At 45.7% G+C, this 21,086-nt stretch carries 18 protein-coding genes; all 18 read right to left on the reverse strand.

The annotated features are described in order from the left end of the window. Nucleotides 1–102: 102 nt before the first annotated feature. Nucleotides 103–1,131 carry a glyceraldehyde-3-phosphate dehydrogenase gene (locus EPH95_RS07990; RefSeq protein WP_142088920.1) on the reverse strand — a complete coding sequence of 343 codons (1,029 nt, stop codon included), beginning with the start codon at nucleotides 1,129–1,131 and terminating at the stop codon, nucleotides 103–105. 162 nt (nucleotides 1,132–1,293) lie between these two features. After that, nucleotides 1,294–1,896, reverse strand: coding sequence for a dephospho-CoA kinase (coaE, locus tag EPH95_RS07995; protein ID WP_142088922.1), 603 nt, complete (start codon nucleotides 1,894–1,896; stop codon nucleotides 1,294–1,296). A gap of 31 nt (nucleotides 1,897–1,927) precedes the next feature. Beyond that, nucleotides 1,928–2,578 (reverse strand): sporulation membrane protein YtaF, encoded by a 651-nt coding sequence (gene ytaF, locus EPH95_RS08000; protein WP_142088923.1) that lies wholly within the window; start codon nucleotides 2,576–2,578, stop codon nucleotides 1,928–1,930. Nucleotides 2,579–2,641: 63 nt separating this feature from the next. Next, nucleotides 2,642–3,466, reverse strand: a complete 825-nt coding sequence (mutM, locus tag EPH95_RS08005; RefSeq protein WP_142088925.1) for a DNA-formamidopyrimidine glycosylase — start codon at nucleotides 3,464–3,466, stop codon at nucleotides 2,642–2,644. A 16-nt stretch (nucleotides 3,467–3,482) separates the two neighbouring features. Then, nucleotides 3,483–6,116, reverse strand: a complete 2,634-nt coding sequence (gene polA / locus EPH95_RS08010; protein ID WP_142088927.1) for a DNA polymerase I — start codon at nucleotides 6,114–6,116, stop codon at nucleotides 3,483–3,485. Between the two features lie 467 nt (nucleotides 6,117–6,583). After that, nucleotides 6,584–8,317 (reverse strand): two-component system histidine kinase PnpS, encoded by a 1,734-nt coding sequence (gene pnpS, locus EPH95_RS08015; protein ID WP_227004097.1) that lies wholly within the window; start codon nucleotides 8,315–8,317, stop codon nucleotides 6,584–6,586. Further along, nucleotides 8,317–9,060 (reverse strand): response regulator transcription factor, encoded by a 744-nt coding sequence (locus EPH95_RS08020; protein ID WP_142088931.1) that lies wholly within the window; start codon nucleotides 9,058–9,060, stop codon nucleotides 8,317–8,319. Before EPH95_RS08020 ends, pnpS begins: the two co-directional genes overlap by 1 nt. A 60-nt stretch (nucleotides 9,061–9,120) precedes the next feature. Beyond that, nucleotides 9,121–9,780, reverse strand: coding sequence for a phosphate signaling complex protein PhoU (gene phoU, locus EPH95_RS08025; protein WP_142088933.1), 660 nt, complete (start codon nucleotides 9,778–9,780; stop codon nucleotides 9,121–9,123). Nucleotides 9,781–9,791: 11 nt separating this feature from the next. Beyond that, entirely contained in the window at nucleotides 9,792–10,556 is a 765-nt protein-coding gene (pstB, locus tag EPH95_RS08030) for a phosphate ABC transporter ATP-binding protein PstB (protein ID WP_319592841.1), read from the reverse strand. Nucleotides 10,557–10,566: 10 nt separating this feature from the next. Continuing rightward, on the reverse strand, nucleotides 10,567–11,340 hold the full coding sequence (gene pstB / locus EPH95_RS08035) for a phosphate ABC transporter ATP-binding protein PstB (RefSeq protein ID WP_227004130.1): 774 nt from the start codon (nucleotides 11,338–11,340) through the stop codon (nucleotides 10,567–10,569). A gap of 57 nt (nucleotides 11,341–11,397) precedes the next feature. Beyond that, entirely contained in the window at nucleotides 11,398–12,282 is an 885-nt protein-coding gene (pstA, locus tag EPH95_RS08040) for a phosphate ABC transporter permease PstA (RefSeq protein ID WP_142088940.1), read from the reverse strand. Next, a complete protein-coding gene (gene pstC, locus EPH95_RS08045) occupies nucleotides 12,282–13,205 on the reverse strand; it encodes a phosphate ABC transporter permease subunit PstC (protein WP_142088942.1) in 924 nt (307 codons plus the stop codon). Before pstC ends, pstA begins: the two co-directional genes overlap by 1 nt. Before the next feature lie 19 nt (nucleotides 13,206–13,224). Beyond that, on the reverse strand, nucleotides 13,225–14,154 hold the full coding sequence (locus tag EPH95_RS08050; protein WP_227004098.1) for a phosphate ABC transporter substrate-binding protein PstS family protein: 930 nt from the start codon (nucleotides 14,152–14,154) through the stop codon (nucleotides 13,225–13,227). Nucleotides 14,155–14,396: 242 nt separating this feature from the next. Next, entirely contained in the window at nucleotides 14,397–17,129 is a 2,733-nt protein-coding gene (locus EPH95_RS08055) for an AAA domain-containing protein (RefSeq protein WP_142088946.1), read from the reverse strand. Between the two features lie 207 nt (nucleotides 17,130–17,336). Further along, nucleotides 17,337–18,203 carry an SDR family oxidoreductase gene (locus tag EPH95_RS08060; protein ID WP_142088948.1) on the reverse strand — a complete coding sequence of 289 codons (867 nt, stop codon included), beginning with the start codon at nucleotides 18,201–18,203 and terminating at the stop codon, nucleotides 17,337–17,339. A gap of 71 nt (nucleotides 18,204–18,274) precedes the next feature. Then, entirely contained in the window at nucleotides 18,275–18,727 is a 453-nt protein-coding gene (locus EPH95_RS08065) for a YndM family protein (RefSeq protein WP_142088950.1), read from the reverse strand. 94 nt (nucleotides 18,728–18,821) lie between these two features. Continuing rightward, nucleotides 18,822–19,376 (reverse strand): glycerol-3-phosphate responsive antiterminator, encoded by a 555-nt coding sequence (locus EPH95_RS08070; RefSeq protein ID WP_142088951.1) that lies wholly within the window; start codon nucleotides 19,374–19,376, stop codon nucleotides 18,822–18,824. Nucleotides 19,377–19,385: 9 nt separating this feature from the next. Continuing rightward, nucleotides 19,386–20,999: a glycerol-3-phosphate dehydrogenase/oxidase gene (locus tag EPH95_RS08075; RefSeq protein ID WP_142091541.1), complete on the reverse strand. Its 1,614-nt coding sequence runs from the start codon at nucleotides 20,997–20,999 to the stop codon at nucleotides 19,386–19,388. Between the last annotated feature and the right edge of the window lie 87 nt (nucleotides 21,000–21,086).

The raw sequence follows: 21,086 nt of genomic DNA on the forward strand, positions 1-21,086 counted from the left end.
TTATAGTTTATCATATCATTTTCGTTCCCTGTTTTGGAAGGGGAGGAATTTGGATATGAAAAAGACGTCCAACCCTTATTGAACGCCTTTCATGACAGTGGTTTATCCGTTTACCGTTGAAGTTTTGGCTGATTTTTGTGCAATGAGGCGTGCGAGATCCACGACTCTGCATGCATAGCCCCATTCGTTATCGTACCAGGCAAGCACTTTCACTTGCCGACGGTTAATCACCATAGTCGACAATTCGTCAATGATCGAAGAATGATCATCGCCGTTATAGTCAACGGAAACTAAAGGTTCATCCGAACTAGCGAGAATCCCTTTCAACTCTTGGTTCGCTGCTGAGCGAAATGCATCATTCACTTCTGTTTCCGTCACTTCTGTATTCAAATCACAGACGAGGTCCACCAAAGAAACATTCGGTGTCGGCACCCGCAAAGCAGAACCGTTCAACTTTCCCTCAAGATGAGGCAGAACTTTTGAAATGGCTTTAGCCGCTCCGGTCGTCGTCGGAATAATGGATTGGCCGGATGCACGTGCCCGCCGCAAGTCTTTATGCGGATTATCAAGGTTTTTTTGATCGTTCGTGTAAGAATGGACCGTAGTCATTAAACCACTCTCAATGCCGAACGCTTCATCCAATGTTTTAACAACCGGTGCAAGGCAATTCGTCGTACAAGAGGCATTGGAAAGAATGTGATGGTGTTCATCGTCATAATCGCTATCGTTTACGCCAATGACGATCGTCGCGTCTTCATCTTTCCCGGGGGCCGTGATCACAACTTTTTTGGCCCCTGCTTGCAAGTGGGCACCCGCGCCTTCCCTTGTTTTGAATTTACCGGTGGATTCAATAACTATGTCAATATTCAGCTCATCCCAGGGCAATTCCAACGGATCCCGGGATTGTACGATTTTAATTTCTTTGCCATTCACGATCATGGCTTCATCGTTGGCTTCCACCGTGGCTTCAAATCGCCCATGAATGGTATCATGCTTGAGTAAATGCGCGAGTGTCTGCGGGGGATACGTCGCATTCACAGCAACAATGTTTAATGTATCATCAAAAAAAGCCCTGCGAAATGCCATTCTCCCTATACGGCCGAAACCATTAATCGCCACTGTTGCACTCATCTTGATTGCCTCCCATTTATGATATACTAATTACCTTCATTATATCGATTAGTATATCATATAACAACGGCTTGTACGATGTTTATGATGAAGAAAAACTCAGCAAGCGAATCATTCCGAATCGTTTATACTTTCTGATCGCATAAAGAAAGGGAGGGTGGATCAATCGTCCACCTTCACTCCCCATGCCGTAAGGATATGTAGCAATTGCGTTTTTGAATCCCCGCGGCTGCCGTTGTTATCGACAACCGCGTCCGCATAATCCTTCTTCTCCTTTAACGGCATTTGGGAACGAATTCGTTCAGTCGCCTCTTCTTTCGAGCTCCCATCCCGTTCCATCAACCGTTTCAATTGCACATCTTCGCTGACGTACGCAAGCAAAACACGATCCACAGTATTCATTCTGCCGTTTTCCACGAGCAAAGGGATATCAAAAATTAGTGTCTGGTTTCCTTCCTTCATCAACGCCTCTTTTTTCTTCATCATTTCATCGTGAATTGCCGGGTGCGTGATGTTGTTAAGGCGATTCCGTTTCTCTTTATCTCCAAAAATAACACTGCCGAGCGCTTTGCGATCCAACGTTCCATCTTCGTGAAAAACATCGTTCCCGAAAAAATCTTTGATCTCCTCGTATGCCGGTTTCCCTGGCTCGACGACCTCCCGTGCAATCGCATCCGCATCAATGATCGGCAGGTCCCAGCCGCCCATATAATCGGCAAGTAAACTTTTTCCGCTTGCAATTCCGCCGGTAAGCCCAATAATCATATTAGCCTCCCTCTCGTAAGTACGTGTTTTCTTACATAAAATTAAGCACCCCGATGCAAACGATAAGCAGCCCGGGCAAAAACACCAATTTATCGATGGCTTTCCGATCGGCGAGCTTAAGGCCACCTTTTTTTCCAAGCACTAAACAGACCGAACACATCACGAACACAAACAACGCAAAAATCAGTATGGGATATCCGAGCATAGCAGCCCCGAATCCGGCACCAAAAGCATCCAGTGCAAGCGCAAACCCCAAGAGCATTGCTTCTTTGATCGAAATCGTTCCCGATCCATCCATATCAGCGGCAGTAGGTTTCCGCAACACCTTAATGACGAGTCCCAATTTCTTGATTTCCCAGTTAACCATCGTTCCTTCTTGTTTTTTTCGGACGGGCAATGCGTTTTGCTGCTCCTTTGGACGGAACCCTTGATAGATGGCCCATGCGCCAATCGCGATAAGAATAGCGCCACCCAGGTAATCCGCGGATTGCGTGGGAATTACGTTAAACACCACTCCCGCAAACAAACCGGCCATTAGAACAGATATAAATGAACAGAAACCGATCAGAACAACCGGCAGCATGGAGATTTTAAGCTTACGCATGCCGTACGTCATCCCTACCCCGAATGCGTCGACACTGACCGCGAAAGCAAGCACGAGTAATGCGATCCAGCCTTCCATCAGATATGCTCCTTCCAGCTATCTATTTAACATAGCCTATGACAGGAGCCCATCCAATGTACTTCACACCGAGGGTTGGCAACGTGAGCAATAATGCGTTCCGCGCCCGGCGACAACTGTTCGTTCAATTTCCCCCTCGCACATTTTGCATCGTTGCCCTTTACGGCCATACACATACAATTGTTGCTGAAAATACCCCATTTCTCCGTTGCCGTTTAAATAAGAGCGAATGGAAGAGCCCCCGGCTTCGATGGCGGCCTCCAATGTCGCGATCGTCTCCCGGTGTACGCGTATGATCACGTCTTCCTCAAGCGAAGCGGCCGGGGTCCCTGGAAAAATTCCGGCGCGAAACAACGCTTCATCCACGTAAATATTGCCAAGGCCCGCGACAATGGATTGGTCAAGCAAAACGGTTTTTGCATTGCGTGTCGTTTTCATGAATTTTTCCCTTAAATAAGATGGATTGAAGGAAGGATCCATCGGTTCCGGTCCTAACTTAGCCAACGGAGCAACATCACACTCCGTGCCTTTCGGAAATAAGTGCATCGTCCCGAATTTACGCACATCGTTGTAATGAAGCTCACTATTATCGTGAAGAAAAAATCGTACGTGCGTGTGTTTCGTTGGCGATTCCTCGCTTAGACTGTACTTTCCTTCCATCCGCAGATGGGAGACGAGCGCATAATCATCCAATTCAAAGATTAGAAACTTTCCTTTACGGCCGATGTGTTGAATCGTTTGTCCCGAGAGGAAAAAACGAAACATATCAACGTCGTCGGGTTCCTTAATCATTTTCGGCCACCCGACCTCAACATCCTCGATTTGTTTCTTTTGCACGAGTTTCGTTAACGTTCTCCTTACAATTTCCACTTCCGGCAGCTCTGGCATAACTTCTCGTTTCTCCTTACTTCGCTTCGTACCATGTTCGTCCATGCTCCACATCAACGACGAGCGGAACATCAAGGGCGATCGTTTTTGTCATCGTTTCGGTGACGAGCGTTTGCATTTGTTCAATTTCCGCCGGCGGGACTTCAAATATCAACTCGTCATGCACTTGTAACAGCAGGCGACTTTGCAATCGTTGTTTCTCCAAATCATCTGCTACATCAACCATTGCTTTTTTTATGATATCGGCAGCCGTTCCTTGAATGGGAGTATTCATCGCTGTTCGCTCCGCGAAACTTCTGCGGTTAAAATTACGGTCGTTAATCTCGGGGAGATAACGCCGGCGTTTTAATAGGGTCGTTATATAGCCCTCATCCCGGGCATGGAGCACCGCTTCGTCCATATATTGCTTTACATTCGGATAGCTTTCAAAATAACGGTCGATAAACGCTTGCGCTTCTTTTCTTGTGATCCCGAGATTTTGGGATAAGCCATAATCGCTGATGCCGTAGACAATCCCAAAGTTCACCGCTTTTGCCTGACGCCGCATCGTATCGGTAATTTCCTCTTTCTTAACGTCAAACACATCCATCGCTGTTTTCGTATGAATATCTTGCCCTTCGTGAAAAGCTGCTTGTAACTTTTCATCCCCGGACATATGAGCAAGCACTCTCAGTTCAATTTGTGAATAATCGGCAGCCAAAATTACCCAGTCTGATTCAGAGGGAACAAAAGCTTTGCGTATTTTTCTCCCCTCTTCCAACCGGATCGGGATATTTTGCAAGTTCGGTTCAGCAGAACTTAAACGGCCCGTTTGCGTAATCGCTTGATTAAAACGTGTATGGATTTTGCGTGTGTCTGCATGAATGACCTTAAGCAGCCCTTCGATGTAGGTTGATTTGAGTTTCATCACTTGCCGGAAGTGCAAAAGTTTCGGGATGATCTCATGTTCATCTTGAAGCTTTTCAAGAACGTCAGCAGCAGTGGAATACCCGGTTTTTGTTTTTTTAATGACCGGAAGTTCAAGCTTCTCGAAAAGAATCGGCCCCAATTGTTTCGGTGAATTGATATTAAATGTTTCGCCGGCAAGGGAATGGATGTCCTGTTCGAGCGACTGCAGACGTTCGTCAAGTTCTTTGCCCATATCCAGCAACTGTTGTTCATCCGTCGAAACTCCCTGCAGCTCCATTTGCGCGAGCACTAATGATAAAGGAAGCTCCAACGTTGAAAACAAACCGCTTTGTTCATTTTCTTCCAGCTCGGAACCGAGGGCTTCCTTGATTTTCCACAGGGTAGCCGCTTTCCGAGCCAAATGGTCGTTGAGCGCCGCAGCTTCAGGCTTGCTAAACTTTGCACCTTTCCCATACACGCTTTCGTCCGCTAAAACCGTGTGCAACCCTCGACGCTCGGCAATATCTGCCATGTCATGTGCCGATAAGGATGGATCCAAAAGATACGATGCGATGAGAGCATCAAAAGAAACCCCTTTGATCTCGATGTCTTTCCACCCTAAAGCAACGATGACCCGCTTGGCGTCAAATAAGTATTTTTCTTTTTCTTCATTCGCCAACCAATCACGAAACGAATCAGTTGCGAGCGCGGTTTCCGCCGGAACGGTAAACGATCCATGCTCATTTACGATACCGACACCCCAAATATCGGCATTGTGGTAATTCTCCACCGGCACTTCGACAATAAGGGCCGCCGGCGACGCGAGCATTTCTGCTGTAATATCCTCCATATGTTGGAATTCAAAATCCTCAAGTGCCGCTTCCTCTGCCTCTATATCTTCATCAGTCGTAATCTGATTCATTAAGGAGTTAAACCCGTACTCTTTAAAAAGCTGGCGTACTGTTTTACTGTCATATCCTTCGTACGACAGACGGTCCAACTCCAATTTAACCGGTGCTTCACGGGTGATGACCGCCAATTCTTTGCTCATAAGCGCTTGTTCCCTGAATTCTTTGAGACGCTCCCGCATTTTCGGGCCGGATACATCATCGGCATGGTCGAGGACATCTTGGATATTGCCATATTCGGCTAATAATTTAAGGGCCGTTTTTTCACCAATTTTGGGGACACCGGGGATGTTATCCGAAGAATCTCCGCCGAGTCCTTTCATATCGGGAATGTGCGTGGCCGGTATGCCATATCGTTCAGTGATCGCGTCAACGTCATACCAGTCAACATTCGTAATGCCCTTCTTCGTAATCGCGACGTGCGTCCGGTCGGTCACCAGTTGCAGCAAGTCTTTATCTCCGGTGTAAATACGAACTTGCCAGTCCTCTTCTTCCGCGCGTTTGGCTAGCGTACCGATAATATCATCGGCCTCATACAAATCGACCTGAACAGAATTAATGGTGAACGACTGTAAAACTTCCTGAATAATCGGCAGTTGTTCCGAAAGCTCCGGCGGTGTTTTCTGGCGATCACTTTTATAGTCTTCGAATTGTTCATGCCTAAAGGTCGTTTTCCCGGCATCAAAAGCGATAAGCATGTGCGTCGGTTGTTCCTCTTCCAAAATTTTCAATAACATCGTGGTAAAACCATAGACGGCATTGGTATAAACCCCTTTATCGTTCGATAAAAGCGGCAATGCATAAAAAGCGCGGTATGCCACACTATTTCCGTCTACCAGTACAAGTTTATTCATGAGTAGCGCTCCTTTCGGCCAACCTGCATGTCCTTTCCTTATTTTATCATAATTATCTCCCGTAAACCTAAATAACACCCCCCGAAGTATACGTACGGAGTGTGTTATGGATATTTATATACTATATCTTTATTATTGATCGAGTTCTTTAATAATCAATGGGCAAGCCTGTAACTTTTGATATATATTCCGGAGACATTCCCTCATCCAGTAATATACTATCAAAACAACTCAGGCACCTATGTTTAGTTACGATCATTACCGCTAACCGGATACCAATCATACGGTTAGTGACCCTTTAATCGGTCCACCCCCGTTGTTCGAGTGCTAATTGTATGATTAGTGACCCTTCGCGCGTGTTTTTGCCTCTGTTCGGGTGCTAATGACTCGGTTAGTGACCCTTCAGCCCGGTTTTTCACTGCTGTTCGGGTCCTAACCCCGTAAGATCAGCTGTAAACGCACTTGTATCAGCCATTCCATTCTTTCGGAAGGCGTATCGTAAAAGTCGTGCCTATATTCGGCGCGCTTTCAGCTTCTATCGTACCGTCATGCGCCTCTAACAAGTGTTTAACAATGGCCAGCCCGAGACCGGTGCCTCCCAAATCGCGGCTCCGTGCCTTATCTACACGATAAAAACGTTCGAAAATGCGCGGGAGGTCCTGTTTTTCTATGCCTATCCCGGTATCGCTCACGCGACAAACGATGGACGCTTCTTCTTCGTAAATAAGCAGCGCGACTTCTCCACCCTCAGGAGTGTAAGCGATGGCGTTGGTCAGCAAATTGATGAGTATTTGTTTTATTCGCGTGGCATCGCCAATCATTTCCGTGTGCTTCTCGCTCGAAACGTTAAATTGTATCGATTTATCAGCTGCTTTTTTTCTTAATAGCCGCTCGGTTTCTGCTCCAATTTCCGAGAGATTAATCCGTTGCAAATCCAACTGAAAGTTATAGGTTTCAATGCGTGACAACTCGAGCAAGTCACGCACCAAATCTTGAAGCCGGTCACTTTCCCTCCAAATAATTTCCAAAAACTGTCTTTGGACATCCGGATTCTCCATCGGTTCGCTAAGCAGCGTTTCCGCAAAGCCTTTAAGGGAAGTCACCGGGGTCTTTAATTCATGGGATACGTTTGCCACAAAATCTTTCCGGATCTGCTCCAACCGTTTCAGGCCTGTAATATCGTGAAGAACAACAACCACGCCATGCAATTGACCTTTGCTGTTAATGACCGGCGTGCCGTAAGCTTCATAATGTTTCACAGACCAGCTTTCATCAAATTGCAAGGCTTCGTGCGCATGCGCCTCAGTCAGAAAGACACGCTGAATAAATTGAACGAAGCTGTGATCATGGATGCGCTCGTAATAAAGATATTCCAACCATTCGCTCGTATCTGTTTGAAAAATGGCATCACACATACGATTCGCGAGCGTGATACGGCCACGGCCATCGATAAACAAAAGACCGCTGCCCATGTTATCGATTAACACTTCCAAATTTTCTTGCTGACGTTGATAGTTTGAGGAGGTTTTTTGCAGATTGTAGGCCAACGTATTAATCGAACGGGTTAATTGTCCCAGTTCATCGTTTGTCTCATCATGGGTCCGCGCTTGATAGTTTCCTTTCGCGAGTTCATTGGCCATTGTTGTCACTTGGCCAATAGGCCGTGTAAGCCTTTGCGTCACCCGGTATCCCAAGACTACGATGACAATAAGCGCGGCCAGAAAACCAACGGCGATAATCATCCACATTTGGCCGGTTGCTGTCTGCACGGCATCAATGGGAATCGAGAGCCTGACGTACCCTTCATTTGTATGACCTTCATCAACCGGATGCGCATAATAAAGCATACTGCTGCCAATGGTTTCACTTTCGCGAATGGTAGCTCCCTCGGCGCTCCCGGCCAATTGTACTTCTTCCCGGCTCAGGTGGTTTTCCATTTCGCCGCCCTCAACATCTGAAGACTCCGCGACGACTTCTCCATCTCCTGTAATGAAAGTGACGCGTAAATCGAGTTGCTCTCCGATCTCTTCACTGAGAGATTGGAGGTCTTCTTCGCTTTCTTGGACAATAGACGCGACCATGCGCGCTTCTTTTTGTAAACGATCTACCGTCTCATCCATATACAAATTATTGAACAGTTGACCAATCAGAAAACCTAAAGCAGCAAGCGTCAAAAAAATAATGCTCAACAAAGCAATCATTAAACGGAAACGAAAGGCTTCCATTTTTTATCCAAGCTTTCCATTTTATAGCCAATGCCCCGTACCGTTTTTATATAGGTAGGTTTTTTTGTCTCCGGTTCTATTTTCTCCCTTAAATGACTAATATGAACGTCGACAATACGTGTATCTGCCACAAATTCATAATCCCAGACAGCATTCAGTAATCGATCCCTCGTTAGGACCCGTCCACGGTGCTGCATCAAGTAAAGCAACAATTCAAACTCCTTCGGCGTGAGTTCGAGTTGCTTCCCGTTAACATAGGCTTCATAGTGATTCGGGTAAATGTCAATATCACCAAGGGTTTCTTTCTCCTTAGCTGTTTCAATGTCCGGAGTTTTCTTAGCCGCCGTTTGTTCCACCCGGCGAAAGATCGCCCGCACACGCGCGACAAGTTCCCTGGGGCTGAACGGTTTCGTCATATAATCATCGGCACCGAGCTCCAACCCTAAAACTTTATCAAATTCTTCATCTTTGGCCGTTAACATGAGAATGGGCGCGTTCACCTTTTGTTCCCGCAGATGCCGGCAAACGTCAAGTCCGTCCATCCCGGGGAGCATCAAATCGAGCACAATAAGATCATACGTGTCCGCCGCCATGGCCAATTCCACTGCCTGCTGCCCATCACCCGCGCTGTCAACGGCATATCCTTCTTTTTCAAGGTTGTATGTCAATAGCGTGACGATGGACGCTTCATCATCCACCACTAGCAATTTGTAAGCCATAGGCTCGCTCCTTCACTCGCTCCATACTGCAAATTGTCTACTATTCATATTTTACTACAACTACGGATTGAGATCATAACGTTCACCTTTTACGGCAAACAATACTTGCTCGGAAATATTTGTGCAGTGATCCCCTATACGCTCGATCGACCGCGCGATATATGCCAGCTGCAGCAATTGAGGTGCCGTCGCTTGGTCTGCACGGGAATGTCTCATCAGCGTGTGTATCGTTTGTTCGTATTGTTGATCTAACTGATGATCCATTTTTTCCAATTGCAACGCTTTCGTTATATCCAGCGCCTGAAAGGACTGTAGGGACTGGACAACCATATCAAGGGAATCTTTCCCCATTTTCTCCAACGTTTTCCCTTCTGAGGCAAGATCCTGCCCGTCAATTTGAATGACGGACTTTGCCACTTCAACGGCGAGATCACCGATCCGCTCCAAATCGGTAGCGACTTTAATACAGGCAAGCACCTTACGAAGATCGGTGGCAACGGGGTGTTGCGTCGCGATGACATTGACTGCCCGCTCATCCAAGAGCGCTTCGTTTTGATTCAGGTCTTGATCGCGCGCGATAACGGAATCCGCTAATGCCACGTCTTGGTGATTCATCGCTTTGAGACATTGCTCCACAGCTTCATACGCGAGTCTGCCCATATTTTTAACATCCAAGCTTAAACGGTCGAGTTCTGCGGTTAATGTATGTCTAGGCGCCATCGTCAGCCTCCCTACCCGAATTTTCCAGTGATATAGTCTTCCGTTTGCTTTTCTGTCGGATTGGAAAACAACTGGCTCGTTTTATTCACTTCAATTAATTCACCCATGTATAAAAAAGCCGTTGTATCCGATACCCGGGCTGCTTGTTCCATTTGATGGGTCACCAGTATGACGCTATACTGCCCTTCCAGTTTACTTATCAATTCTTCAATCCCCTGCGATGAAATCGGGTCTAGCGCAGATGTGGGTTCATCCATCAGCAACACATCCGGGTTTGTGGCAAGGGCTCGCGCGATGCAAAGCCGCTGTTGTTGACCGCCCGAGAGACCAAGGGCTGAATCATCTAGCCGATCCTTGACTTCGTCCCATAAATACGCCTCAGTCAATGTTTGCTCGACGATCTCTTCCAATTGCCGTTTCTTTCTAACCCCATGGATACGTGGACCGTAAGCCACATTTTCGAAAATGCTCTTAGGGAAAGGGTTCGGTTGTTGAAAGACCATGCCGATTTGTTTTCGCAAATCAATCGCATCAATTTTTTTATTGAGGATATTCTTTCCTGAAAAAGTGATTTGCCCACTTACTTTCACATCATCAGACATAGAGCGAATCAGGAGGTTGAGTGTTTTTAAGAAGGTCGATTTTCCGCACCCGGATGGACCGATTAATGCTGTAACCTCTCCTTTGGTGATATTCCAATCTATACCGTGGATGACTTGGTTTTTTCCATAAGCAACTTTAAGGTTTTCCGTTTTAAAAATAGCCTCTGGCAAGATTCTCCCTCCATTAACCAAAACGACCGGAAATATAGTCTTCACTACGCTGCTCTTTCGGGTTTGCAAAAAACTGCTCGGTTTCCGTATGCTCAACGACTTCCCCTTGATAAAAAAAGACGATCGAATCTGCCACTCGTGCTGCTTGTTGTAGATTATGGGTGACGAGAACAATCGTGTAATGTTCTTTTAATTGCACGAGCAGATCTTCAATTCTTGCCGTCGCGATCGGATCCAAGGCAGAAGCCGGTTCATCCAGCAATAACACTTCCGGACGGATGCATAACGCCCGTGCGATGCAAAGACGCTGCTGCTGGCCGCCGGAAAGGGAATAAGCGGATGTATCGAGCCGGGCGCGGACTTCTTCCCAAAGTCCCACTTGTTTAAGGTACGTTTCTACTTTCTCATTCATCTCCCGTTTAGATTTTATCCCGTGCTCTTTCAAAGGTTGCGTGATGTTTTTTGCAATGGATTTCGGAAACGGATTGGGCTGTTGAAAGACCATGCCAACTTCTTTTCGAAGGAGAACCGTGTCGATATTGTCAGCCAATAAGTTGACATCATCGTATTGGATGTGACCTTCGGCACGAAAACCTGAAACATCATCATTCATCCGATTGATTGAACGCAAAAACGTTGATTTTCCGCAACCTGATGGTCCAATTAACGCGGTTATCTCATGTTTCTTTATCTCTAAATCGACGTCACGAATCGCTTGTGTATCTCCATAGAAAATATTGAGCTTTTGAACATCGAGTGCCTTTTCATTCGTTTCAGTGTTAAAAATGGTTTCATTTTTTTCTCTTGTTTCAGGAAAAGCTACGGTTACCAATCCAATTCCTCCTTATTTTGAGGTAAATTTACGGTGAACCCATGCACCAAGTATACGGGCACTAATGTTGAAAATTAGTATCGCGGAGGCAAGCACTGCCGCGCCGCCATCCGCGACATCACGCAAGTCCGGAATAATCCCCTCGCTATTCACTTTCCAGATATGAACGGCCAGGGTTTCCGCCGGTCGAAAAATATTTAACGGCGAATGCTCCGAGAATGGATTCCAATTTCCATAATCCAGGTCCGGAGTTGTCAAACCAGAGGTATACAATAAAGCGGCTGCTTCGCCAAACACCAAGCCTGACGATAGGATAATGCCAGTCAGAATGGATGGAAAGGCGCTTGGCATTAAAACGCTCGTGATAGTACGCCAATGGGTGTACCCAAGTGCCAGCCCCGCTTCTTTTTGTTGCAAAGGCACAGAGCGAATGGCGTTTTCACATGTCCTGATCATGATCGGCATATTAAATATGGTTAGCGTCAACGCCCCCGACAACACCGAAAAACCGAAGCCAAACGTATTAACGAAAATAAGCAGCCCAAACATCCCAAGCACAATGGAAGGCAAGGAAGCAAGCGTCTCAATACATACACGTATAACGGACGTAAGTTTATTGTCTTTGGCATATTCCGCCATATAAATCCCGCCGGCAAGACCGAGCGGTATCGTGAAAATCATCGTCCATACCAAAATATAAAAGGAATTAAATAATTGATCCTGGATGCCGCCCCCTGCTCTAAAATTACTCGATTTACTCGTGAGAAAATCCCAACTGACTTGCTGGATGCCAAGATAAAGCACATAGACGAGCAAAGCGGCAAGGACGGCCACAATTACGACGGCAAAAAGCGTAAAGATGAATGTCGCCAATTGATCGGTTCGTTTTCGATTCATCAAACCTTCCTCCTAGCGGCCAAAAAACGCACGGCCAAAACTAACCCGTATGATATTACAAGGAGGATCAGCCCTAATGTCCAAAGGACATTGTTTTCAGCGCTCCCGAACGTTGTATGCCCCATATTGAGCGTAATAATCGTTGTCATCGTTGCCGTTGGGTCAAGGAGCGACCCGGGAAGTTGCTCTGTGTTCCCAATGACCATTTGTATGGCAAGTGCTTCACCGATCGCACGTGCCATGCCGAGAATGATCGCGGTTAACAGTCCTGGAATCGCAGCCGGAAGCAAAACGCGGCGGATCGTTTGCCACCGGGTAGCCCCCAACGCATACGACGAACTTCGAAGACCATCGGGCAATCGATTAAGGCTATCCGCCGATAGGGTCGTTACCGTCGGCAAAATCATGACGGAAACAACAATGATGCCTGCCAATAAACTGTAACCACTCCCTCCGAATTGTTCCCTTATGAAAGGAACGAGAACGGTCAAACCGATATAACCGTATATAACAGATGGAATGCCAACGAGAATTTCAATCACAGGCTGGAGCACTTTCTTTCCCCAGGAAGGTGCTATTTCTGTCATAAAAATTGCCGCTCCAATTCCGAGAGGAGCAACAATAATCGCTGACGCTAACGTGACGGCCAATGAACCAAAGATAAACACGAGCGCTCCATAACTCGGATCGCCACTAGCCGGATTCCAGTCTGTCGAGGTAAAAAACTCCAAAGGAGGGATGCCACTAATATAGAATGATTGCAGTCCCTGCTGCGCCAGGAATAATGTTACAGCGAGGGTAGCTAATACGGTCAGAAAAGCAGCGGTATAAACGATGATTTTTCCGCTTCGTTCCGAATTTTTCAAAGATAATTTTCTTGACTTGCGAACGAGGCGTTCACTCGCTCTTTTCTCCCTTTGCATAACGGATATCACCTGTTTCCTATTCTACCGGTTGCTCTTCCCCTTCTGCATCGCGTTCTACTTCCATTTCCGTTACGGGGATATACCCTTGTTCCGGAACTAAGGTTTCTTGAATTTCCTCTGATTGCATAAAGTCCAGAAAGTCTTCTGTCAATCCTTCAGGTTCCCCGTTTGTATAGGAGTGTTGGTACGCCCAAATGGGGAAATCACCTGACTGTATATTTTCCGCTGTCGGCTCTACGCCATCCACACTCATAGGCGTGATATTGTCATCAAAGTAAGAGAATGCCAGATATCCGATGGCACCTTCTGTTTCAGAAACAATCTGTCTTACGGTATTTGAAGAATCTTCCGTTATCCCATCGGCCGGTTCGGCGCCATTAAGGGCATGCTCTACAAACGTTGTTCGTGTCCCTGAGGAATCTGGACGATTCACGAGCGTGATTTCCTGATCTTCACCACCGACTTCAGACCAATTTGTAACTTCTCTTGTCCACACATCGATCAATTCTTCTTCCGTTAGGTCATCCACACCGGCATCAGGATGCACGACAGGCGCCATGCCAACAACAGCCACACGATGATCCACGAGTTCGCCTGCATCAATCTCATCTTCTTGTTCAGCAAAAAGGTCAGAGTTTCCGATGTCCACTTGCCCTGCTGCCACTTGGCTTAACCCTGCGCCTGATCCTCCAGCCTGCACTTCAATGCTGGCTTCCGAATTTTCTTCTTCATAAACTTCTGCCACAGCACCGACTAAAGGTTGCATCGCGCTGGAACCGGCAACCGTGACCGAACCGGACACATCGTCACTCGCCTCAGCGTTGTCTTCGTTTCCATCCCCGCCACTGGCTTCTCCGGAGGTTTCTTCATCATTGCCCCCGCCACATGCAGCTAAAACTGCCAGCATTACAATGACAACGAGCATTATGAACGCGTGCTTTTTCAACTCCATCTCCCCTTCTATTTTTATTTCTTGTACAATTTCACTATAATCGATCAGTGTTGAGTAGATATTGATGCTATGTAAAGATTGTGTAAAGACGCATAAAAAAAAGCAGAAACGGGGGTTCGCTCCGTTTCTGCGCTATTCTCACTAAATATTGTATACAAGTCCTGTCAGTAAGTATCGCTGTAAAACTTATAGATATGGTTAGCTTGTGCTAGCGATGGAGTAAAGCAAAATGGGGATTAAAGTTTTCTGAGCATTGCCTTAATCTTTTCTTCTTCTCCGCTGCCGTCGGTACGCAGCCGCATAAGCGGGATGCCAGCTTTTTCCAGAATATGTTCTTTTAATCGATCTCTTTCCATCGTTTCAGCGTCATAGTCATGATGACTGCCGTCCACTTCAATTGCAGCAACAGGATCTTTACCTACTTTATAAAAAATAAGCAAATCAATGTGAGCAGCTTGGTCCACATATTCCTGTTCACGGTTTGTTAACGATAGTTTATTGCTAAGAAAATCCCGCAATCGATATTGATGCTGATATTTAAATTTTTGAAATTCCCTTCCTTCAAATATTTCCTCCAACAGCTCAGCAATAAGTTGCTCAGATTCGTATTCAAAGCGTTTATTTTTCAATTTTTCTTTTCTCTTTAATAAAATTGGGGCAAATTCATCATAAAACGTGTCAAATACAGAAACAACCGGACTTTGCTTCACCATACTCTTTTCTTTATAGTAATGAATGTATCGTATAAGTGCAGCAATCTCTTCATTTCTTTGAGAAAACACGATGTCATCTGTAACGAGTACAAACCTTTTTTTCGCTCGGGAAACTGCCACATTGATGAGGTTGGGATTGTCCACAAAATGAAACTCCCCGTCTGTTCCTTTCTTATCAAGAACAGTGGAGAAGATAATGCCATCGCATTCTTTCCCCTGAAATTTATGGACGGTTTCTGAATCTACGGAAACTCCTTCTATATTCTCAACCAACTTTTCTGCCTTTTCTGCTTGTTTTCGATAGGCTGTAATAAAGCCGATGTCTTTAAATTCTTCCGGTATCGCCTTTTCCTTGGCTTTTTTTTCGACGAGCGTATCTAACTCCCGCTGATTGTATTTGCTTCCGTTTCCCTTCATATGGTCACCGGGCGTCGTCTTGTATAGAATCAGCGATCGATCATCGGTTTCCGTGGACATAGGAATCAACTCGTGATTATAATATTGTTTGTTGCAGAAATCGATAATCGAAGGATCACACCGGTAGTGTTCTTTCAAAACAGTGAGAGGCAATTCGTGATCATAGACCTTGATAACAGAATCCAGCAAACTGTTTTGCACATAATCATAGCACGGCTCTATTTCCCCACTTTTCATCGTTTTTACCGGAATGTGCGGCAACTGGTTTTGATCCCCCACGACAATAACGTTTTTTGCACAGCTAAATGCAATAAGTCCCGGAATCAACTCAAGTTGGGAAGCTTCGTCAATGATAACGTAATCCAATAACTCTCCTGGTGGGAGTGAGTTTTGTAAAGAATACGCTGTGCTCAAAATGATCGGAAACTGCTCACTGAAAGCTTTGAAATTATTTTTGTAACTATTTAGTTGAAAATCGGTTTTTCTGCCTCGATAGCGTTTGGCCAATTTGCTTTTAAAATATGCCAGTGAACGATGTGTGATATTTCGTGTCCGATTCTCAAAATCAGCCGCTTCTAATTGGTTGTCTATTTCCCCTAAACGCATCTTCAGTTCAGTTTCCTTCTTTTCATAAAATCGCAATTGCAATGATGAGCGCGTTTTTTCACGCTTTTTGTTATTGTTCAGCCATTCCTTGTCATAGATTCCATAGTATATGATCGTCTTCAGTTTTTTGAAAAAAGGAAGACGATGGTGATCTTCCAACGTTTGTTCCGCGGTCAGCTCCAAAATTTTTCGCTGGGTAAATGAATAGAAGGGCAATTGTTTCGGCATGTTCTTTTCCTGTTCGGTCTCCTCTAGATGTTTCCTATAGTGCTGGGCTTCTGTCTCAATTTCTCTCAGCTGTTCAGCAAGCCGCGCCTGGTGGTTTTGCAAGGAGAAAAGTTTTTTTAATTGCTGCGCTTCCTCGTGAACAGCTTCTTCCAAGTCGTCTTCTAAGGAATGCGGCCAAGCGTCAACCTCTTCAGGAGGTTCAGGAAGATTGGAAAAAAATGCTTTTTTATTTTCTTTTTTTCCAAGATGCGCCAATAAAAACGAGAACGAGGACGCATTCATTTTTTCTGCAACATTGTTGACTGCTTCATTGCTATTGGAAATAACCGCAGCAGTCTGTCGTTTCAGGGTGATATTTGATATAATGTTTAAAATTGTTTGTGTCTTCCCTGTCCCTGGCGGACCTTGAATCACGCTGATCTGTGAAGAGAATGCTTTCTCCAATGCATTCATTTGGCTCAAATTGGATCGAAATGGGTACACTAACGATTGTCTTTTGTTCGCCACACGGTTGTTTTTTGTTAGATAGGCAAAAAGCGCGCTTTGCTCACGGACCATCATCTTCTTCACTTCATCCAGTAATCTAGGCATGCCCGGCTTCGCCTCTGCATCTTTTAATCCTGCGACTCGTTTATAATACGCTAACAGATCTTTTACTTTTTCTTCTTGGGGGATATTTTCAATAGAGAAGTCTTTCAGTTCACAGACTCTCGGGACTCTTTCATTGGTCACACTAACTAGTACATATTTTTCCCCATAGATCCTGGCTGCGTCTACATAAGGTTCATAACTGTCTTCCATAAAAGCCCGCTGACCGTTTGAAAGTTTAACATCTCGTACCGGCGTAATTTCTGATTCACTTAAAGAAGTTTGAAATTTTTTGCCGGAAGAAAAGTAAACAATTACCACAACTTTTCCTTTCTGCACCTTCATCTCCCAATCCCAAAAGCTTGGGAATGAAGTTTTCTCTTCTCCTTTTTGCAACAAACGAAAAGAATCAGTCACATCTTTCTCCCCCTCAACTGCCTATGCTTGATAAAAGAATTATCCCATAATATTACAATTATTGCATAGCAGAGAAGGTGTCTTCAATTATTAAATGCAGTACTGTGTGTATCATTGTTATAAGACAGGCGACGGATGTACTCTATAAAAAGCAATAAACCGTGTGAAATCAATCAAGAACAGTAATTTCACACGGTTTATTTTCTGCTATGACGACGTATAATCGCCCCCGTTAATATGAATCGCTTGTCCGGTCATGTAGGATGATTCATCCGATGCGAGCATGACATAAGGCCAGGCATGTTCGGAAGGTTGGCCCGGCCGATTGATTAAACCACCTTGACCGAAATTTTCCACGCCATCTTCATCGAACGAAGACGGGATTAGCGGTGTCCATACCGGCCCGGGCGCTACTGAATTCGCGCGAATGCCTTTATCGGCAAGGCTTTGGGCGATACTTCGGATAAATGAAGTGACCGCGCCTTTCGTTGCCGAGTAGTCCATGAAAATCGGGTTTCCGCGATAGGCATTAATGGAAGAAGTGGCAATAATGGCGTCCCCTGCTTGCATATGGCGAACCGCTGCTTTCGTTAAATAAAACTGGGAAAAGAAATTCACTCGGAATACATCTTCAAACTGTTCCGAAGAAATATCAAGCACATCTTCTCGCACATATTGGATCGCCGCATTGTTCACGAGAATATTGATCTTCCCAAACGCCGCGACCGTTTGCTCCACGAGCTCCTTACAATGAGATTCACTCTTGATGTCCCCGGGGAGGAGTAAACATTTGACTCCTTCGGCTTCGACCATTTTTTTCGTTTCTTCGGCATCATCATGTTCATCCAAATAGGAAATAGCCACATCAGCGCCTTCTTTTGCATAAAGAATCGCCACCGCTCGTCCGATGCCGCTGTCACCGCCGGTAATTAACGATGCCTTCCCTTTTAATTTATCCGTCCCTTTATAATCCGTGGGCTGAGCCGGTTTTGGCTGCATTTGCGATTCAATGCCCGGTTGCTTGTCTTGGCGTTGCCGTGGTGTACGCCCAATCTGCATCTCTCTGGGATCCATTGGACTTTCCCTCCTCGAGTGTTTTGTGCATTCTTTTATTCCATTCCACTTTTGTTTAGGGCTGCAAACCCTTATTTCTTTTTCCTATTTGCTTTTTTTGCATCGGATTTAATGTCCACATCCGAGCCAAATTCGGTTTGCAGGTTTTTCGGAGAGGGATCGCCGGCGCTTGAATCATTATCGACCAAAACATTTCTTTCTAGGTATAAATGGAAAAACGCTTCGCCTGTCGCGATCGCAAAAGCAGCAAGCAACGAAAGCATAAAAAGCCCTTCAAATGGGAACAAGACCGTTCCCAACACCCATAGTCCTATCCAAACGAGCCCAATGTCCACAACAGTCGCCAATGTGTTCCCCAAGCGGGGCAATACAAGCATATCCCCCACAAGATACGATATGCCTGTTAACGCGACGCTTGCCACCATAATATTTGCAAAAGAAACGCCGCCAAAGAGACTAAAAATAAACCATAGCACAAATGAAATCATTACGAATTTAATAATTAACGCCACGACATGCTTCATGTCATCCACCCCTTTCTCATCCACTCCTTATCCTGTCCGATTTTTGTTTGATTACCCAAAATGAAAATCTGGATGAGCAAATGGGGGAGGAATTCTACGCCCGGAAAGCTTCCCAAAGATCCTGTCGAGAGGTTGTAACGGCTTTGGCACCAGCCTCGATGGCTACTCTGACATCATCTTCAGCTTCAATTAGTCCACCTGCAATAATGTCAAGGCCTGTTTCCTCGTGCACTTTTTGAATATAGGAAGGGATAATACCCGGAAGCAGCTCTATAACATCCGGAGCCACTGTTCGAGCCAATTGATAACTCGTGTGAAGGGCTAGCGTGTCTAAAAGGAACATTCGCTGGATTGCCAAGATGTTATTCTTTTTCGCGATTCTGAGCATATCTGCCCGCGTGGAAATAATACCCGCGGGTTTAATGCTTTGGGACAGAAATTCCGCCGCGTGCCGGTCGCTTTTCAACCCTTGCACAAGATCCGCGTGAAGAATCATCTTTTTGCCCGCTTCCCGTGCCGCTTTCCTCATTCTGGCAAGCTGGGAAATATGCACTTCCAATACGACAAAAAATGATTCATCCCGCTTCAATACACGTTCAAAATCCTTCATCGCTTTTACAGCCGGAATGACTTCTTGTCCATTAAACACTTCAACACCTCATCCCCTTACGAATGTTAAGATTTCCCACATCTCATTAAGTTCTGTTATGCACCTTGCTTTTTCTTCTTTTGACCACTGCAACTTCGCTGCCATAGCTTCGACAACAGCCTCTTTATTTTCTCGCGCCTTATCGATATCAAATAAAAGATACGACGTGCGGCGAAGGAAAAAATCAACCGGTGTCAGCGTCATTTCATGTTCCAAGGCATACCTTAACGATGCCCAAACATCCTTCGGAAGTTGAAAAGTGTCGGCTTCCTCATCTTCCAGATACATAAAGACTTGCGACACGTTGGAACCGTAACGTTCCACCAGCTCCCTGGACGTTTTCTCATCTAACCCCAGTTTCATGCCCGCCTGAGCAAACGTTTCGTTAAAAGCAACCAGTTCCTGTGACCCGCCGACATCACCGCCGGAGAGGACAAGTTTTTTTGTTTGGCAAGCTGGGTAAGATGCGCCTGTGCCCTTTTCCAACTCCTCGGCTACCATAGAGACAATGGAATCGGCCATTTTGCGGTAGCCGGTTAATTTTCCGCCGGCAATCGTTATTAATCCACTTTTCGAATGAAAAATTTCGTCCTTACGGGAAATATCCGATGGATCCTTCCCTTCCTCGTGAATGAGCGGCCGCAGACCTGACCAGCTCGATTCCACATCGTCTATCGCGATGTGGTAGCCTGGAAACATCGCGTTGGTTGCTTTTATAATATAAGCGACATCGTCATCTGTCACGCCCGGTTCACGCTGGTCTCCATCATAACCCGTTTCCGTCGTTCCCACGTAGACTTTGTCTCCCCTCGGAATCGCGAACATCATCCGTCCATCCTTAAAGGGCGTATCAAAATAAATCGCTTGTTGCAGAGGCAAACGCTTTTTGGAAAAGACGAGGTGAACACCTTTGGACAAATGAATGGTTTTTCCTGTTTTCGAACGATCCTGCTCCCGTAAGTGATCAACCCAGGGGCCGGTCGCATTAACGATTTTCTTCGCGTAAATTTTGATCGTTTTATTGGTGGTTACGTCACGGGCAACAACACCGATCACTTTGTCATCGTCATAAATAAACGATTCTGCCTTCACATAGTTGGCAAGTTGCGCGCCTTTCTCCGCCGCTGTTTTCGCGACTTCCAACGTTAAACGTGCATCATCGGTGCGATATTCCACATACATGCCCGCTCCGCGCAATTGTTTATCCGCTAATATCGGCTCATTTTTCTTCGCATCTTTCGCGCTCATCATCGTGCGGCGTTCCGCTTTTTTTACACCTGCGAGCCGATCGTAGATCGACAACCCGATCGATGTCGTAAACGAGCCGAATGTTCCGCCTTTATAAAACGGCAACATTATACGTAACGGCGTGGTCACGTGCGGCGCATTTTCATAAACAATTGCGCGCTCTTTTCCAACCTCCGCTACCATCTTCACTTCAAAATTTTTCAAATACCGCAAACCGCCATGAATAAGTTTCGTGGAACGACTCGAAGTTCCTGCTGCAAAATCCTGCATTTCAATAAGACCTGTCTCCATCCCGCGGGTTTGCGCATCAAGCGCGGTTCCCGCGCCTGTAATGCCTCCTCCGATAATTAAAAGATCTAGCTCCGATTCGGCCATTTTTTCTATCGCACCATCTCGTGAATGCGCTGAAAAAGACAATCCAATTCCTCCCGTCCCTATTTAAACTAAAAAAGATCACAGAAA

Origin of the sequence: Salicibibacter halophilus (assembly GCF_006740705.1) — a bacterium.
GTDB classification, from domain to species: Bacteria; Bacillota; Bacilli; order Bacillales; family Marinococcaceae; genus Salicibibacter; species Salicibibacter halophilus.

What these genes read in the sequence shown, in the direction of transcription:
- polA (WP_142088927.1), bottom strand. Translation starts at nt 6,116, where the DNA reads ATGAATAAACTTGTACTGGTAGACGGAAATAGTGTGGCATACCGCGCT.
- EPH95_RS08065 (WP_142088950.1), bottom strand. Translation starts at nt 18,727, where the DNA reads ATGAAGCATGTCGTGGCGTTAATTATTAAATTCGTAATGATTTCATTT.
- coaE (WP_142088922.1), bottom strand. Translation starts at nt 1,896, where the DNA reads ATGATTATTGGGCTTACCGGCGGAATTGCAAGCGGAAAAAGTTTACTT.
- pstA (WP_142088940.1), bottom strand. Translation starts at nt 12,282, where the DNA reads ATGAATCGAAAACGAACCGATCAATTGGCGACATTCATCTTTACGCTT.
- mutM (WP_142088925.1), bottom strand. Translation starts at nt 3,466, where the DNA reads ATGCCAGAGCTGCCGGAAGTGGAAATTGTAAGGAGAACGTTAACGAAA.
- EPH95_RS08075 (WP_142091541.1), bottom strand. Translation starts at nt 20,999, where the DNA reads ATGGCCGAATCGGAGCTAGATCTTTTAATTATCGGAGGAGGCATTACA.
- pstC (WP_142088942.1), bottom strand. Translation starts at nt 13,205, where the DNA reads ATGCAAAGGGAGAAAAGAGCGAGTGAACGCCTCGTTCGCAAGTCAAGA.
- pnpS (WP_227004097.1), bottom strand. Translation starts at nt 8,317, where the DNA reads ATGATTGCTTTGTTGAGCATTATTTTTTTGACGCTTGCTGCTTTAGGT.
- EPH95_RS08020 (WP_142088931.1), bottom strand. Translation starts at nt 9,060, where the DNA reads ATGGCTTACAAATTGCTAGTGGTGGATGATGAAGCGTCCATCGTCACG.
- ytaF (WP_142088923.1), bottom strand. Translation starts at nt 2,578, where the DNA reads ATGGAAGGCTGGATCGCATTACTCGTGCTTGCTTTCGCGGTCAGTGTC.
- phoU (WP_142088933.1), bottom strand. Translation starts at nt 9,780, where the DNA reads ATGGCGCCTAGACATACATTAACCGCAGAACTCGACCGTTTAAGCTTG.
- EPH95_RS07990 (WP_142088920.1), bottom strand. Translation starts at nt 1,131, where the DNA reads ATGAGTGCAACAGTGGCGATTAATGGTTTCGGCCGTATAGGGAGAATG.
- EPH95_RS08060 (WP_142088948.1), bottom strand. Translation starts at nt 18,203, where the DNA reads ATGGATCCCAGAGAGATGCAGATTGGGCGTACACCACGGCAACGCCAA.